Origin of the sequence: Ramlibacter tataouinensis, assembly GCF_001580455.1 — a bacterium.
Lineage (GTDB): Bacteria > Pseudomonadota > Gammaproteobacteria > Burkholderiales > Burkholderiaceae_C > Ramlibacter > Ramlibacter tataouinensis_B.
The window spans coordinates 3,968,429-3,981,875 of record NZ_CP010951.1; the positions used below are offsets into that span (position 1 = coordinate 3,968,429).

Sequence of the window (13,447 nt, forward strand, 5' to 3'; positions counted from 1 at the left end):
TCAGACCTCGCCGCTGAGCATCGGCATCACCATGCGGATGATCTGGATCACCGCGGGACCCAGGACCACCATGATGACCGACGGGAAGATGAACAGGACCAGCGGGAACAGCATCTTGGTCGGCACCTTGGCCGCCAGTTCCTCCGCGCGCACCTGGCGCTTGTAGCGCAGGTCGTCCGAGAACACGCGAAGCGAATCGCCGATGCTGGTGCCGAACTTGTCGGCCTGCGTCAGCATCGAGGAGAAGGTACTGATCTCCTCCACCCCGGTGCGCATCGCCAGGTTGTGCAGGGCCTTCTCGCGCGTCGCGCCGGCCCGCATCTCGAGGTTCGTCAGGTGGAGTTCCTCGGCCAGCGCCTGGCTCTTGCGCCGGACTTCCTCGGTCACCTTGGTCAGCGCGGAGTCCAGGCCCAGGCCGGCTTCCATGCACACCAGCAACAGGTCCGAAGCATCCGGGAAGTTCTCGAAGATCTCGCGCTTGCGGCCACGCCCGGCCATCCACACCACGAAGTTCGGCAGGTACACGCCGATCAGCGCGAACAGCATCACGTAGAACAGCAGCGTGATGCCATACGACTGGCTGGTGGTCGTGCGCAGCCAGAGGAAGGCCAGCCCGGCAAAAAGCAGCGGCAAAGCCGTCTTGGCGGCATAGAACAGCAGCGGAGCTTCGGGACTACGGATGCCCGCATTCAGGAAACGCAGCCGCAGCCGCGAGGTCTCCCAGTCGGCACCTTGCGGCGCCGACAGCTTCGACAGCGGGCCGGCGACCTTGACCACGGTCTCGGTCCAGTTCGACTCGCGCGCCGGCGAGGTGATGGCTTGCAGGCGCTGCTCGGTGCGCGTCGGCGAGAGCCACAGGAAGACGCCGACCAGCGCCGACGTGATGGTCAGGAAGATGAGCAAGCCCAGGATCAACATGGTGCTTTCCTTTGCGGATGGAGACCCTAGACGCGGATCTTCACGATCTTGATCAACACGAGCACGCCGAACACCATCATCGTCAGCATGACCTGGGTGATGAAGATGCCGATCGGGTCCTTCCACATCGGGCTCATGAAATCGGGATTGAAGGCATTGAGCAGTGCGGCCAGCGCGAAAGGCATCAGGCCCAGCACCCAGGCGGACAGGCGTCCTTCCGAGGACAGCACGCGAATGCGCGCATAGAGCTTGAGCCGCTCGCGAATCAGACGCGAAAGATTGCCCAGGATCTCGGTCAGGTTGCCGCCCGACTCGCGCTGGATCAGCACGGCCACCACGAAGTAGCGCAGGTCGGTCATCGGGACCCGGTCGCTCAGGTGCGTCAGTGCCTGCTGCAGCGACACGCCGTAGTTGACTTCGTCGTGGACGGTGCGGAATTCGCCGGCAATCGGTTCGGGCATCTCTTCCGCGGTCATCTTCAATGCCGACGAAAACGCATGGCCGGCGCGCAGGCCGCGCGTCATGAGGTCGAGCGCGTCCGGCAACTGGCGCTGGATCTTCTCGAGCCGCTTGGAGCGCATCCAGGCCACGTACATCAGCGGCAGGGCGCAGGCGACCAATGACAGCAGAAGCGCCATCACCGATGAGAACTGGAACTGGGACCGGATCAGGAACCAGGCGAGCACGAAGGACGCGACGCAGGACAGAAGAAGCTTGGATACGGTCGTCTCCAGCCCCGACTGCAGGATGAAGCGATCCAGGCTGTGCATGCGCGGGAAGCGGCCCAGCAAGCGTTCGACCGTGGGCAGCTCGCTGAGCATGCGCTGGCGCAGCAAGCGCGTCTGCACGGTCTTGTCGTGGTTGCCCGAGAGCACCTGCAGCCGGTGCTTGATCTTCTTGGCCTCGGGGCCGTGGTAGGAATTCCACAGCAGGTACATCGACTCCAGGAACAGCAGCACTGCCACGAAAACGAGCACGGCCATCACAAGGAAAGCGTTGCCGGCGAGATTCATGAGGGGCTCCTTGTCACTGGTAACGCCGACTCGGGTCGAACATGGTGTCCGGCAGGTCGATGCCGAAGGCATGCAGGCGCGTGGCGAACTTGGGCCGCACACCGGTCGCCTGGAAGTGGCCTTCCACCATGCCGTCGCGTCCGATGCCGGTCTGGCGATAGGCGAAGATCTCCTGCATGGTGATGATCTCGCCCTCCATGCCGGTGATCTCCTGGATGCTGGTGACCTTGCGACGGCCGTCGATCATGCGCAGCACCTGCACGATCACGCCGATCGCCGAGGCGATCTGCTGACGCGAGGCGCGGTGCGGCAGGTTCAGGTTGGCCATGCCGATCATGTTTTCCAGCCGCGACAGCGCGTCGCGCGGCGTGTTCGCGTGGATGGTGGTCAGCGACCCTTCGTGGCCGGTGTTCATGGCCTGCAGCATGTCGAAGGCCTCGGCGCCGCGCACTTCGCCGATGACGATCCGGTCGGGGCGCATGCGAAGCGCGTTGCGCACCAGTGAGCGCTGGGTGATCTCGCCCTTGCCTTCGATGTTGGGCGGGCGCGTTTCCATGCGCACCACGTGCGGCTGCTGCATCTGCAGTTCCGCCGCGTCCTCGATGGTGACCACGCGTTCGGCGTCGGGGATGTAGCCCGAAAGGATGTTCAGCAGCGTGGTCTTGCCGGCGCCCGTGCCGCCGGAGATCAGGATGTTCACCTTGGCCTTGATCAGCCCCTCGAGCATGTGCGCCATCTCGGGCGTCATGGTCTTGAGGTCGCCGATCATGTTTTCCATCTTCAGCGGGATGTGCGCGAAGCGGCGTATCGACATCATGGGGCCGTCGATGGACACGGGCGGGATCACCGCGTTGACCCGGGAGCCATCGGGCAGGCGCGCATCGACCATGGGGCTGGATTCATCGATGCGCCGCCCCACCAGCGACACGATCTTGTCGATGATGCGCAGCAGGTGCTTTTCGTCGGTGAAGGTGACGTTGCTCAGCTCCAGCCGGCCGCGTCGTTCCACGTAGATCTGGCGGTAGGAGTTGACCAGGATGTCGGACACGGCCGGATCGGCCATCAACAGTTCCAGCGGCCCGAATCCCAGCATCTCGTGCTGGATGTCGCGGATCAGCGTCCCGCGTTCGGCGTCGTTGATGGCGGCCTGCTCCTCGTCCAGCAGCCTTTCGACCATGATCGAGATCTCGCGGCGCAGTTCCTCGGGCGACAGCGTCTCGAGCACGGCCAGGTCGACCTTGTCGAGCAGCTTCAGGTGGATGCGGCTCTTGAGATGCTTGTAGGCGTCGCCGAAAGCAACCTGGCCAGTCCGGCTGCCCGGTTCGCCTCCGCTGAGCTTGTCGCGCAGCGACATCAGCGAGAGTTCCTTGTCAAGCGGGATGACGTTGGTCGTCGACATACTCATGCCCTCCGGAAGAGTCGATCAAGCAAGCCCTTGCTGCCGTCTTCCTGACGGGGATCGAGGGCCGTGGCCAGTTCGGCAAGCTGTCGTGCCACCGTGTTGGACTTCGCCGCCTTGGCCAGCGCCTCGCCGTGGTTGATGGCGGTGTGGACTTCCTTGTAGGAGTTCGCCACCGTCACGACGCGGACCTGACCCAGCGACTTGCGTATCTGATCCAGGCCGATGTCGCTGTTGCGCTCATACCGGTTGAGGATCACTTCTGTCTTGTCCTGCGGATAGCCCAGCGACCTGAACACCTGCAGCAGCCTGCCGGCATTGCGCACCGACGGCAGTTCTGACTGCATCACCACGTAGATGCGTTGCGCGCGGTCCAGTGCCTTGATCGCGATGGGATCGAGGTTCAGGCCCAGGTCTAGCAGCACGAAGTCGTACTGCGTGACGGCCACGTTCAGGATGGCTTCCACGTGGTCGGGCCTGACTTCCATGGCCTGCGCCAGGTCTTCCGGGGCGGCCAGGATGCTGAAGTTGGGCGTGACCTTGACGGTGCTCGACGCCAGCAGCGATGCGTCCAGGCGGGTGATTTCGCGCGCGACGTCGGCGATGGTGGACGGTGGTTTTCCGTCATGAACGAAGGACAGCGCGTCGCCGAACTGCAGGTTCAGGTCAATCAGCAGCACCGAGCGTGATTCGGCCAGCTGGTATCCCAGATTGGTGGCCAGGAAGGTGGCGCCGCTGCCGCCTTTGCAGGGCAGGAGGGCGACGATCTTGCCTTTGGTGTTGCCGCGTGTGCTGGCGAACTTCGCGGCGATGCGCGCCACGGCCGATTGCAGCATGACCGCCGGCGCCGGCGAGGGCAGGACCTCGCGCACGCCTGCGCGCATCGAATTGATCAGGAACTCCGGCGTTTGCGCGGCGCACAGCAGGATCACCGCGGTGCCGGGGTGCGTATTGGTCACCTGCTCGACGTGCGTGAGCTCGTCGGGGTCGCAGCACATGCCATCGACCAGCATCACGTCCGGCTTGTCGGCATCGGCGATGGCTCGCATCTTGCTCTTGCCGCCCTCGGCCAGCGTCACGCGGTGACCCTGGGCTTCCAGCGCGGCGCCCATGTCCCGCAAATGGTTTTTGTTCGGGGAGATGACTGCAATTTTCATGGTCGGTACCCAGTGACTTAAGGACAGATCGTGGGACTGTTGGGGTCCCCTCGCATGGCTTCCCGCGTCAGGAAGGTTGAGAACTGCGGCATCGGGATGGCGCCTATGGCGGCCAGCCCGGCGACCGGCGAGATCCACTGGTAGTTGAGGCCGGTGATGCTCACCGTGACACCCTCGCAGGTACTTGCGGTGCAGCCGGAAGGCGTCCAGGTCGTGGTGATCGTGCTGATCTGCGGTACCAGCTGCCGCATACGCGAGAGCACGTCGGCCTGGTTCGATGTGGAGTCGCACACCACCGCGTAACGCGCGCCGGCCCGTGCCGCCTCGTTGGCGGCATTCCAGGTGTACAGCATGCGGCCGAAGTCGGTGATGCCCAGCAGGAAGGTGAGGAACACCAGCAGGCCCAGGGCGAACTCGATGGAGGTCGAGCCTTTTTGTGCACCGCTTCTCATGTCGTATGGCTCCTCATGGTCGCGCGGATGTTGGAGAAGGTGACGTTGCTGAACGGCAGGCCGAAAGCAGACAGCACGGTGGACTGGAAGGTGTAGCCGCTGATCTGCACGGTGACCGTGTAGATGGGCGGATTCGTGCCGGTAGGCGCAATGGGCCAGTTCGCCGACACCATGGCGGTGGTCAAACCCGTCACCAGGGGCGTGCTGCCCGCAGTGGTGGTCCCGTACACCACCAGGTTCTGCGCCTCGGTGACCTTGGTATTGGGCGTCTGGATGGAAAGATAGCGCGCGGCGTCGCGCACCGACTTGGTCAGCGCGCTGTACTGGTAGATGGCGCGGCCGAATTCGGTGACGATGAAGGTGATCACCAGCAGGATGGGGATCACGAAGGCCAGTTCGAGGAGGGCGGCGCCGCGCTGGTTTTTTTGGTCTGTCATGGCGCTTACCTCACGAGAACCGGCACGAGAGGGCCGGCGACGCCGCCGGGCAGCCCGCTGGTCGCACACGGACTGCCTGGCACGCTGGCATTTCCGATGAACTCGAGTTGCACATCCCTGTTCATGCCGACATCGAGCGGCTGCAGCAGCAGCATGCAGGCGTAGTCGGCGACCGATCCGGGGTAGGAATTGGTCACCGGAACCAGCACCACGCGACGGTTGGTGCCGTAGTCCTTGTGGCCGCCGGTGGAACCCGCTCCCCCTGGGATCAAGTCCTTGAAGCTGTTGAGGTCGTAGCCATGGAGGTCTCCGCAGTCTTTCACCGACTGGTTGTTCACCGTGGTGCTCTGGATGCAGTTGGCATACGAGGCGCTTTTTGACTGGTAGTCGCCGTAGGCGTTGCTTTGGGACGGCCAGGTGGCGGCGCTGTAGATATAGCCCGTGCGGTCCGGTTGCTTGTACTGGTCGTAGGGATACTGGTTGTTCTTGTAGATGCCGAAACGCCAGTTCCAGTTGTCGGCAACGGTGCTCTGAACGCCGGGGGTGCCCAGGGTGGTGCCTACGGTCACGCCGCATTTGCCGTTCATTTCGGCGACGGTTTCTGAGGCGCTGCTGCTGCCGTCGAGGTTGGCCCAGCCGATATATCCGTTGGCACCGGAGTCGCTCTTGGTCAGCATGGTGACCCATTCGCCGGGCGCGTAGCCGTAGTTAGGGCCCGGTGCGCCGGCCGTCTTGGGCCGCACCGCCAGGGGAATAGGGCAGGCGGTTTGGGCGCTGGCGCGTGTGGCAACGGCAGACGCGGTCACGTTCCTGGTGCTGACGCCGAGGGCGGAATTTCCATACGCGCCCAGCGCCTGCAGGAGGTAGGTCTTGAAGCCTGTGTGGGTGTGCTGGCACTGGACATAGCGGGCCGCGGTAGCGATGGTGGTCGTGCTGTAGCCTGAAGTCCGGAAGGTGATCTCGGTGTTCTTGTCGAGCAGGCCGAGCCCGCCCCAGAGCGTTGACTGGAAGCCGACCCCATTCAGGTCGCTCGCGTTTTTGCCGGCGTTTTGCGCGCGGACGATCGCGTCGGTCTGGCCGTCGAGTTCCTGCGCGGCAGAAAGGGCGCAGCTGTCCATGGCGGTCTGCAGTTCCGACTTGACGACGAACAACCGTGCGAAGTCCAGCGCGACGCCGATGAAACCCAGTAGCAGGAACATGACCATGGCAGCCGTGAGCAACATGGCGCCACGTTGCCGCTGCGGAAGGTGTGAAATCCGGTTCGTCGCCATGTGATGTGTCATCTGGGTGGCGGTTCAGAAGAAGAGCTTTCCTGCGAGGAGATCCGACAGCTGGCTGAAGAAGGAGCGGGTGAATCGACTGCTAGTCAACATCGGCGTGAAGACCAGGACCAGCGCGACCACGACCAGCTTGACCAGTGCGTACTCGATCGCCTGGTCGTGGTCCTTGAGTCGCGACTTCTCGGGCTTGGTCGTCATGGTCATTTCCCTTCGAGCGGCGCAGATCAGGTCGGTGCAAGTGACTCCGGTGGGGTCCATTCGCCCGGAATGGGCGAATGGACCCGCCCGTTGGTTCTCTCGATCAGCTGCAGGAGGAGGTCGTGGTGCCGGTCAGGCAGTTGGTCACCCGGTTGATGAAGGCCGAGAAGCCGGTGCCGTTGGTCAGGCCGCGCAGGGCGATGACGATGAAGATGGACACGACGGCGATGATCAGCGCGTATTCGATGACTTGCGCGCCGTCTTCTTCCCGCAAGAATTTGACGATTTGGTTCATTGAGTTCACCTTGAAGTGAGATGAAAGAAAAGATGGTTTGTTTCTGGGAAAAGGTACGGGTCATCTAATCCATGCGCTCTCCTTTCCGGAAACCTGTCTGGATTGGGTCACTGCGATTCGCAGGCGATGCCGTCAATTGCCGCCGCCCACCGAGCCGCCGATGTTGATGACGTTGACGACCGGCGGCGGCGCCTTGAACGAGTCCTGGTAGCGACCATGGGCCTCGGCCGCAGCCTTGCCGTCCATGCCGATGGCGGCCTGGACCGGTGCTGGATTCGGATTCGCGGTCATCTGCTGCTTGGCCTGGTTGACGGCTTCACCGAAACGCATGTCGTATTGCGGCGTCGGCGAGACCGCGCAGGCGCCAAGCAGTGCGACGGGGATGAGGGCGAGAAGTCTTTGCATGGCGTGCACTCCTTAGTTCGCGGCTGCGGGCTTGGCTTCGGGCTGCGAGGCCGGCTCCGGCTGCAGGACCGGGTCAGGTTGAGGTGCAGCGACGGCGAGCTGCGTCTCGAACGGCGCGATCTGCTTGGTGGTCAGCTTGAGGGGGCGCTTGCCTGAGAACTGAGCGGACTTTTCCACTGGCGCAGGCAGCGCAGCTGCCTCGAGCTTGGTCGGTTCAGTGACGGGCGCGGTCTGCGCAGGCTGTGCGATCGGTTCGGGTTGTGCGACTGCCGCGGGTTGCGCGACCGGTTCGGGTTGTGCAACCGGCGTGGGCTGCGCCACCGGCTCGGGTTGTGCAACCGACGTCGGCTGTGCAACCGGCTCGGGCTGTGCAACCGGCGTGGGCTGCGCCACCGGCTCGGGTTGTGCAACCGGCGTCGGCTGCGCAACCGGCTCGGGCTGAGCGACCGGCGTGGGTTGCGCGACCGGTTCGGGTTGTGCAACCGGCGTGGGCTGCGCAACCGGCTCGGGCTGGGCGACCGGCTCGGGCTGAGCGACCGGCGCGGGTTGCGCGACCGCAGTGGGTTGCACAACTGGCTCGGGTTGTGCCGGCGTGGGCTGCACCACCGGAGCGGACTGCGCCACCGGAGCAGGCTGCGCCACCGGGGCAGGCTGCGCGACCGGTGCGGGCTGCGCGACCGGTGCGGGCTGTGCGACTGGAGCGGGCTGCGCGACTGGAGCCGGCCGCGCGATCGGAGCGGGCTGCGCGACCGGAGCCGGCTGCGCGACCGGAGCCGGCTGCGCGACCGGAGCCGGCTGCGCCACCGGAGCCGGCTGCGCCACCGGAGCCGGCTGCGCCACCGGAGCGGGCTGCGCCAACGGAGCGGGCTGCGCGACGGGTGCGGGCTGCGCGACGGGTGCGGGCTGCGCGACGGGCGCGGGCTGCGCGACGGGCGCGGGCAGGGCCAGCTCCACCTTGGCTTGTGCGGGTCGGGCGAGCGGCTCGCGCTTGGCCGTCTCCTGGGGCTGCCGCTCCGAAGCCGGTGGCGTGAGCGCGCCGGTGCTGGCCGGACGGGCGGGCGGCGCGGTAGGCGCAGGTGCGGTCGGCAGCGGTGCAGGCGCGGCCGGCAGCGGCCGCGTGCCTTCGGCCTTGCCGTTGATGAACGCGTCGTTGGAATTCGGCGGCACATGGACGTCCGTCGGCAGCAAGACCGGCCCGATGATCGGTTTCACCAGGCGCGGCGTGACCACGAACATCAGCTCGGATTGGTCGGTCTGGAATTCCGTCGAGCGGAACAGCGCGCCGACGACCGGCGTCTCACCCAAGCCGGGGAACTTCTTCATCGCTTCGGCGAAGTTGTTCTTGATCAGGCCGGCCACCGCGAAGGTCTGGCCGTCGCCCAGTTGCACCGTGGTATCCACCCGGCGCGTCGTGAGCGAGGGCAGTACGGCGGTGACGCCGTTGATCGTGGTGAAGGGCGAACCCGTCTGCGACAGTTCGGACACCTCGGACGTGACCTTGAGGTTCACGCGTCCATCCAACACGGTGGGCGTGAACTTCAGTCCGATACCGAATTCCTTTTCTTCCAGCGAGATGACCGGGAACGCCGTTCCCGTACTGCTTTGCGAGACAGGGATGAAGATCTTGCCGCCGGACAGGAAGCTCGCCGACTGGCCGCTGACCGCCATGATGGTCGGCTCGGCCAGGATCCGCACGATGCCATCGTCCTTCTGGCCATCGACCGTAATCGTTCCGGTGCCGATGCGCAGCGCCTGCGCCAACCCGCTGCCGCCGCTCAGGAAACTGGAAAGCAAGGTGTAGGTGTTGAGGCCGTTGCTGTAGCTCTTCTGTACGTTGAGGCTCGCGCCCAGCTTGCTCAGCAGGTTCTTGCTGACCTCGGCGATCTTCACTTCCAGCATCACCTGCTGCGGGCTGGTCACCCGTAGCAGGTTCACGACCTTCTTGCCGTCGCCGTAGGAACTGGCCAGGCTGAGAATCTGGTCCAGCTTCACCGTGTCGCTCACGCTGCCGGTCAGGACGATGCTGTTCTCGGCGCCGCGGACCTTGACGCCGCTTTCGTCCGGCATCAGCTCGCCAAGCTTGGCCTGCAGCGTGTCGGGGTCGATGGTCACGACGATATCCTTCACCGCGCAGCGGCCATCCGTGCCCTGGATGATCATGTTCATGGAGCCGGTCTTGCGGCCCAGGAGGAACAGGTCGGTGGGGCTCAGGAGCGTGAATTCCGTGTCGGCCACACCCATCGCTTCGCCAAGGGTCGGCGGGGGCGGAGGCGGCATGGCCCCTGGCACGCCGCCTGGCGGGACACGCGCCACGGGCGGCGTGTCGATCGGCCGGCCGGCGCGATTCGACGCCTGCCCGCCAACCACAATGCGCGCGGCGGGGTAGTCGAGGCGAAGCACCTGCGACTTGCCCAGGGCCAGGCGGATCGGCGGATCGGTGGTAACGGTAGTGCAGGGCCGCAGCGCGGGGCTGCTCGCCGTGGCCGGGCGTGCAGCTCGCGGCCCGGACGCAGGCGCTTGCTGCGCGAGGGCGACGGTGCCGACGGCGCACATGGCCACCAGGGCCAATTGCGATACGCGGAAAGAGTTTTTCATGTGGGCTCCCTGAGAGGGTTCTTTTTCTTCGACCGGCGGCCTGCTAGAAGCAGTTGGCCGTCAACGTTCCGTTGCGGATCACTTCCACGCAGATCGAAGGCTCCTTGGCGGGCGCAGGCGCCGTGGGTGCGGGCCGCGGGCGGGCCACCACCGGGGTCGGCTTCGGGGCCGATGCGGCCACGACCTTGGTGTCGGCCACCTCGCGCAGCTTGAGCAACTGGTTCTTGGTGACGCCGCTGGTGGACGCCATCTTCTTGTCGAGCTGGTTGCGCAGCACCAGCGACAGCGAGCCGACGCTGCGCGCGAGGTCGAGCTTTTCGGCGTCTTCCGGCGAGAGCTCGAGCGTGACCGCGCTCACCACCTTGGGCTTGGTGTCGTCGCGGCTGGCTTCCTGCGCCACCGCCAGCACCAGAACCTGCTCCAGCACCGTCATGCTCACCGGGCTCGGAGGCTCGCCCTTTTTGGAGGATTCAACCTGCGAATTGACCATGACATCGACGTAGTTGCCGGGCAGCGCGAAGCCGGCCACGCCAATCACGTCGTTGACGCGCACCGTCATCGCTCGCTTGCCCTCGGCGATCACTGCGGAAAGTCCGCCCTGTGTGCCGGCAGGAGCGAGCTTGCGTTCCAGGATGGCGTCGCCGCGCAGCAGGCCGACCTTCAGCACCCGGTCCTGGACGTCCTTGATGTCATTGAACGCACCCTCCGGCGTGGAGCCGGTCGGCCAGTCCACCATCGTGAGCATCTGGGCGTTGATCTTGCTGCCCAGCTCGATGTCGACGGCGGCGACCACGACCTTCTGCGACGCCACTGTGGCCCGCTCGGATACCCAGCCGGCCGCGTAGAGGGCCGCGGCCAGGCCGGCGATGATCGCCAGCGCCAGCAGGCCCAATGCCTTCATGTTTCTCATCCTGATCTCCTTGACGCTCTTGGTTGCTGATCAATGAATCACGTAGACCCACAGGAGCCACGCGTACGTGCCGGCGCACACGCAGATCCCATACGGCAGCCTGCCGATCGATGAAATGAGCCCCAGCTGCGGACGTTCGCCGTGAACCGCCGCCAGGGCCGTGAGCTGCATGAGGTCGCGTGCGTTGAGCACCATGCGAGCGACGCTGCGTCGCCACATGGCGAAGCCAATGGCGACGATTCCGCCCACGATCAAAGTGCACAGGATCGCGAACAGCACGTGCGGCAGGCCGAGGAAGGCACCTACGGCCGCCATCAGCTTGATGTCACCTGCGCCCGTCATTCCCATCGCGTACAAAGGGAGCAGCACGATCAGCCCCGTTCCCGCGCCCAGCAGCGACTCAAAAAAGCCGATGCCTTCCGGCAGCACGCTCATGGTCAGGCCGACGGCGGCACCGCCCAGCGTCAGCCAGTTCGGCAGGCGGAAAGTGCGCCAGTCGATCACGGCGGCCGCGAGCAGCATGGCGTCGAGCACGAGAAGTGCCACGACGGGTTGCGTCAGTGCGTGCGGAATCAGGTTCAGTTGGAGCATGGTCTTGCTTGCTTCTTGAGAATTCGTGGGCTTGCTGCTTCGGCGGAGGACTGCGGACGAATATAAAAATGGCCTCTCGCGCGGAAGTGGGCGCGTTCTCCCGATTTGCATGGGATGGGTCCCAGTGCGGGGCAGGAGGGAGCCTGTCGCGGGGATGCGCCTCAAAGGCGCAGGGGACCAGAGAGCGCCCTGCTGGAGGCGCCGCGTCCTCAGTAGATGTGCAAGGAGTCAGGCGAGCGGTTCGAGCCGCGGCGAGATCAGCCTGATGGCGATGCCCGTGTAGCCCTCGCGATGTTCCAGCCGGACGATCTGTCCCTCGGCCGAGAACTTCATGCGGCCTTCCACGAGATTCATCTCGAAGAACACCGTGCCCCCCATCAAGCGCTTCCCCTGGATCTCCAGGAACATTCCGGATGGGCTGATGTCACGCGTTGTTGCCGCGCAACCGTTCGCGAGATGAAGCGGGAGAGCGATCAGCTCGCGCGGTTCGAGGCGTCGTTCACGGAACATGTGAACGACTCTGGCGCTTGGAAGCAACACAGTCGTGGTTGCTTTCACCTTTTTTGGGCAGGAGCCCCTCCCGATTTCATCCCCTCGACCGAACAGTTCTGCGGCTCTTCAACAGATGAGCAGACTTTCGGCAGCGCAGCCATATCGACAGGTTCCGCAACCTTTGCAAGCAATTGCAACATTGAAGGCCAAACGCGACAGGAAGTCACTACGATGAGCCACGAAGCACAGCAGGGAGGTTCTTCTCATGCAGGGTTTTCGCATTAGCCCCGTTCAGGTTTACCTGGTCGCTCCGCCCATGGTGTCCTGGGGCCTTGAGCGTCTGGTGCAGACCGAGCACCCGCTTATGGAGTTGCTGGGAACGGGTTGCGACATCGATGTCGCGCTGGCGGCGCTGGCGAAGGAAGAACCCGACGTGATCGTGGTCGCGGTCGAGTCGCCTGCCGACTTGCCCCGGTTTGCCGACCTGCATTCGAAATGCAGCGCCAAGTTGCTCGTCGTTACGGGGTCGCAGGACACTGCCTTGCTGGACCAACTGGTGCTGGCCGGCGCGCGCGGCGTCGTCCGCACCTCGGACCCGCCCGCCGCGCTGATCAAGGCTATCGAGAAAGTGAATGCGGGCGAGTTGTGGATCGACCGCAGCGCCACCAGCCGCATCTTCATGGAAATGGCGCGGCAGAAGGCGGCCGATGCCAACGACCCCGAGAAGTCCAAGATCGCGACGCTGACCACGCGCGAGCGGCAGACGATCGCCGCGGTGGCGGGCGACGCCTCGGCGCCCGCCAAGGTGATCGCGCGCAGGCTCTGCATCAGCGAGCACACGCTGCGCAACCACCTGACGTCGATCTATAGCAAGCTGGAGCTGACCAGCCGGTTGGACCTGTACGCCTACGCGACCCGGCACCAGCTCACGGAAACGGGACGCTAGGCCCCGGCCGCGGCGCTAGCCGCAACGCAGCTTGAGCACGCGCCCGCCGGCATCGAGCTCGACCGTCAGCCGGCGCCCATCGAACTCCATCGTCACCATCTCGCCGGGCCGCACCACGCGCACCCGCTCGGCGCCGGTGCGTGCGCGCAGCTGCTCGGTCAGCCCGGCATCGAGCACACGCCCCAGCGCGAACTGCGCAGGCTGGGCATCGCAGGGGCTGGAGACTGGGTTCGACGGAGCGGGAGCGGGCGGCATGGCGGACGGCTGGGCACAGGCGGCGAACAGGCCCGCTGCAAGCAGGCCCAGGGCGCAGGCCAGGCGGCGGGGCGGGCTCATGGGGTCATTGTGCCCGGTTGATA

The 13,447-nt window shown here is 65.2% G+C and carries 16 protein-coding genes; 1 reads left to right on the forward strand and 15 read right to left on the reverse strand.

What is annotated here, in order from left to right:
* From UC35_RS18380 to UC35_RS23770, 14 genes are all read right to left on the reverse strand, one after another.
* The gene (locus tag UC35_RS18380; protein ID WP_061502243.1) at positions 1–918 is read right to left on the reverse strand and encodes a type II secretion system F family protein; all 918 of its coding nucleotides are present in this window, start codon (positions 916–918) and stop codon (positions 1–3) included.
* Between the two features lie 26 nt (positions 919–944).
* Entirely contained in the window at positions 945–1,931 is a 987-nt protein-coding gene (locus tag UC35_RS18385; RefSeq protein ID WP_061502245.1) for a type II secretion system F family protein, read from the reverse strand.
* Positions 1,932–1,944: 13 nt separating this feature from the next.
* Entirely contained in the window at positions 1,945–3,285 is a 1,341-nt protein-coding gene (locus tag UC35_RS18390; RefSeq protein WP_061503926.1) for a CpaF family protein, read from the reverse strand.
* Between the two features lie 47 nt (positions 3,286–3,332).
* The gene (locus tag UC35_RS18395) at positions 3,333–4,442 is read right to left on the reverse strand and encodes an AAA family ATPase (protein WP_227820376.1); all 1,110 of its coding nucleotides are present in this window, start codon (positions 4,440–4,442) and stop codon (positions 3,333–3,335) included.
* 62 nt (positions 4,443–4,504) lie between these two features.
* Positions 4,505–4,939 carry a TadE family protein gene (locus UC35_RS18400; protein ID WP_061502249.1) on the reverse strand — a complete coding sequence of 145 codons (435 nt, stop codon included), beginning with the start codon at positions 4,937–4,939 and terminating at the stop codon, positions 4,505–4,507.
* Entirely contained in the window at positions 4,936–5,376 is a 441-nt protein-coding gene (locus tag UC35_RS18405) for a TadE/TadG family type IV pilus assembly protein (RefSeq protein ID WP_061502251.1), read from the reverse strand. The genes UC35_RS18400 and UC35_RS18405 overlap by 4 nt, the downstream gene beginning before the upstream one ends.
* 5 nt (positions 5,377–5,381) lie before the next feature.
* A complete protein-coding gene (locus UC35_RS18410) occupies positions 5,382–6,647 on the reverse strand; it encodes a pilus assembly protein TadG-related protein (RefSeq protein ID WP_061502253.1) in 1,266 nt (421 codons plus the stop codon).
* Between the two features lie 24 nt (positions 6,648–6,671).
* Positions 6,672–6,854: a hypothetical protein gene (locus tag UC35_RS18415; protein WP_145979540.1), complete on the reverse strand. Its 183-nt coding sequence runs from the start codon at positions 6,852–6,854 to the stop codon at positions 6,672–6,674.
* A gap of 103 nt (positions 6,855–6,957) precedes the next feature.
* On the reverse strand, positions 6,958–7,149 hold the full coding sequence (locus UC35_RS18420; protein ID WP_061502259.1) for a Flp family type IVb pilin: 192 nt from the start codon (positions 7,147–7,149) through the stop codon (positions 6,958–6,960).
* A 132-nt stretch (positions 7,150–7,281) separates the two neighbouring features.
* Positions 7,282–7,554: a hypothetical protein gene (locus tag UC35_RS18425; RefSeq protein ID WP_061502262.1), complete on the reverse strand. Its 273-nt coding sequence runs from the start codon at positions 7,552–7,554 to the stop codon at positions 7,282–7,284.
* A gap of 12 nt (positions 7,555–7,566) precedes the next feature.
* On the reverse strand, positions 7,567–10,149 hold the full coding sequence (locus UC35_RS24435) for a type II and III secretion system protein family protein (RefSeq protein ID WP_082793371.1): 2,583 nt from the start codon (positions 10,147–10,149) through the stop codon (positions 7,567–7,569).
* 43 nt (positions 10,150–10,192) lie between these two features.
* The gene (cpaB, locus tag UC35_RS18435; protein WP_061502264.1) at positions 10,193–11,059 is read right to left on the reverse strand and encodes a Flp pilus assembly protein CpaB; all 867 of its coding nucleotides are present in this window, start codon (positions 11,057–11,059) and stop codon (positions 10,193–10,195) included.
* Positions 11,060–11,089: 30 nt separating this feature from the next.
* A complete protein-coding gene (locus UC35_RS18440) occupies positions 11,090–11,650 on the reverse strand; it encodes an A24 family peptidase (RefSeq protein WP_061502267.1) in 561 nt (186 codons plus the stop codon).
* Between the two features lie 228 nt (positions 11,651–11,878).
* Entirely contained in the window at positions 11,879–12,160 is a 282-nt protein-coding gene (locus UC35_RS23770) for a PilZ domain-containing protein (RefSeq protein WP_145979541.1), read from the reverse strand.
* Between the two features lie 325 nt (positions 12,161–12,485).
* Between UC35_RS23770 and UC35_RS18450 the strand changes: the two genes are divergently transcribed.
* Positions 12,486–13,088: a helix-turn-helix transcriptional regulator gene (locus tag UC35_RS18450; protein WP_227820377.1), complete on the forward strand. Its 603-nt coding sequence runs from the start codon at positions 12,486–12,488 to the stop codon at positions 13,086–13,088.
* A 15-nt stretch (positions 13,089–13,103) separates the two neighbouring features.
* Here UC35_RS18450 and UC35_RS18455 read toward each other — a convergent pair whose 3' ends face one another.
* Positions 13,104–13,424, reverse strand: a complete 321-nt coding sequence (locus UC35_RS18455; protein WP_061502273.1) for an I78 family peptidase inhibitor — start codon at positions 13,422–13,424, stop codon at positions 13,104–13,106.
* Between the last annotated feature and the right edge of the window lie 23 nt (positions 13,425–13,447).

What these genes read in the sequence shown, in the direction of transcription:
- UC35_RS18380 (WP_061502243.1), bottom strand. Translation starts at nt 918, where the DNA reads ATGTTGATCCTGGGCTTGCTCATCTTCCTGACCATCACGTCGGCGCTG.
- UC35_RS18385 (WP_061502245.1), bottom strand. Translation starts at nt 1,931, where the DNA reads ATGAATCTCGCCGGCAACGCTTTCCTTGTGATGGCCGTGCTCGTTTTC.
- UC35_RS18390 (WP_061503926.1), bottom strand. Translation starts at nt 3,285, where the DNA reads ATGTCGCTGCGCGACAAGCTCAGCGGAGGCGAACCGGGCAGCCGGACT.
- UC35_RS18395 (WP_227820376.1), bottom strand. Translation starts at nt 4,442, where the DNA reads ATGGGCGCCGCGCTGGAAGCCCAGGGTCACCGCGTGACGCTGGCCGAG.
- UC35_RS18400 (WP_061502249.1), bottom strand. Translation starts at nt 4,939, where the DNA reads ATGAGAAGCGGTGCACAAAAAGGCTCGACCTCCATCGAGTTCGCCCTG.
- UC35_RS18405 (WP_061502251.1), bottom strand. Translation starts at nt 5,376, where the DNA reads ATGACAGACCAAAAAAACCAGCGCGGCGCCGCCCTCCTCGAACTGGCC.
- UC35_RS18410 (WP_061502253.1), bottom strand. Translation starts at nt 6,647, where the DNA reads ATGGCGACGAACCGGATTTCACACCTTCCGCAGCGGCAACGTGGCGCC.
- UC35_RS18415 (WP_145979540.1), bottom strand. Translation starts at nt 6,854, where the DNA reads ATGACGACCAAGCCCGAGAAGTCGCGACTCAAGGACCACGACCAGGCG.
- UC35_RS18420 (WP_061502259.1), bottom strand. Translation starts at nt 7,149, where the DNA reads ATGAACCAAATCGTCAAATTCTTGCGGGAAGAAGACGGCGCGCAAGTC.
- UC35_RS18425 (WP_061502262.1), bottom strand. Translation starts at nt 7,554, where the DNA reads ATGCAAAGACTTCTCGCCCTCATCCCCGTCGCACTGCTTGGCGCCTGC.
- UC35_RS24435 (WP_082793371.1), bottom strand. Translation starts at nt 10,149, where the DNA reads ATGAAAAACTCTTTCCGCGTATCGCAATTGGCCCTGGTGGCCATGTGC.
- cpaB (WP_061502264.1), bottom strand. Translation starts at nt 11,059, where the DNA reads ATGAGAAACATGAAGGCATTGGGCCTGCTGGCGCTGGCGATCATCGCC.
- UC35_RS18440 (WP_061502267.1), bottom strand. Translation starts at nt 11,650, where the DNA reads ATGCTCCAACTGAACCTGATTCCGCACGCACTGACGCAACCCGTCGTG.
- UC35_RS23770 (WP_145979541.1), bottom strand. Translation starts at nt 12,160, where the DNA reads ATGTTCCGTGAACGACGCCTCGAACCGCGCGAGCTGATCGCTCTCCCG.
- UC35_RS18455 (WP_061502273.1), bottom strand. Translation starts at nt 13,424, where the DNA reads ATGAGCCCGCCCCGCCGCCTGGCCTGCGCCCTGGGCCTGCTTGCAGCG.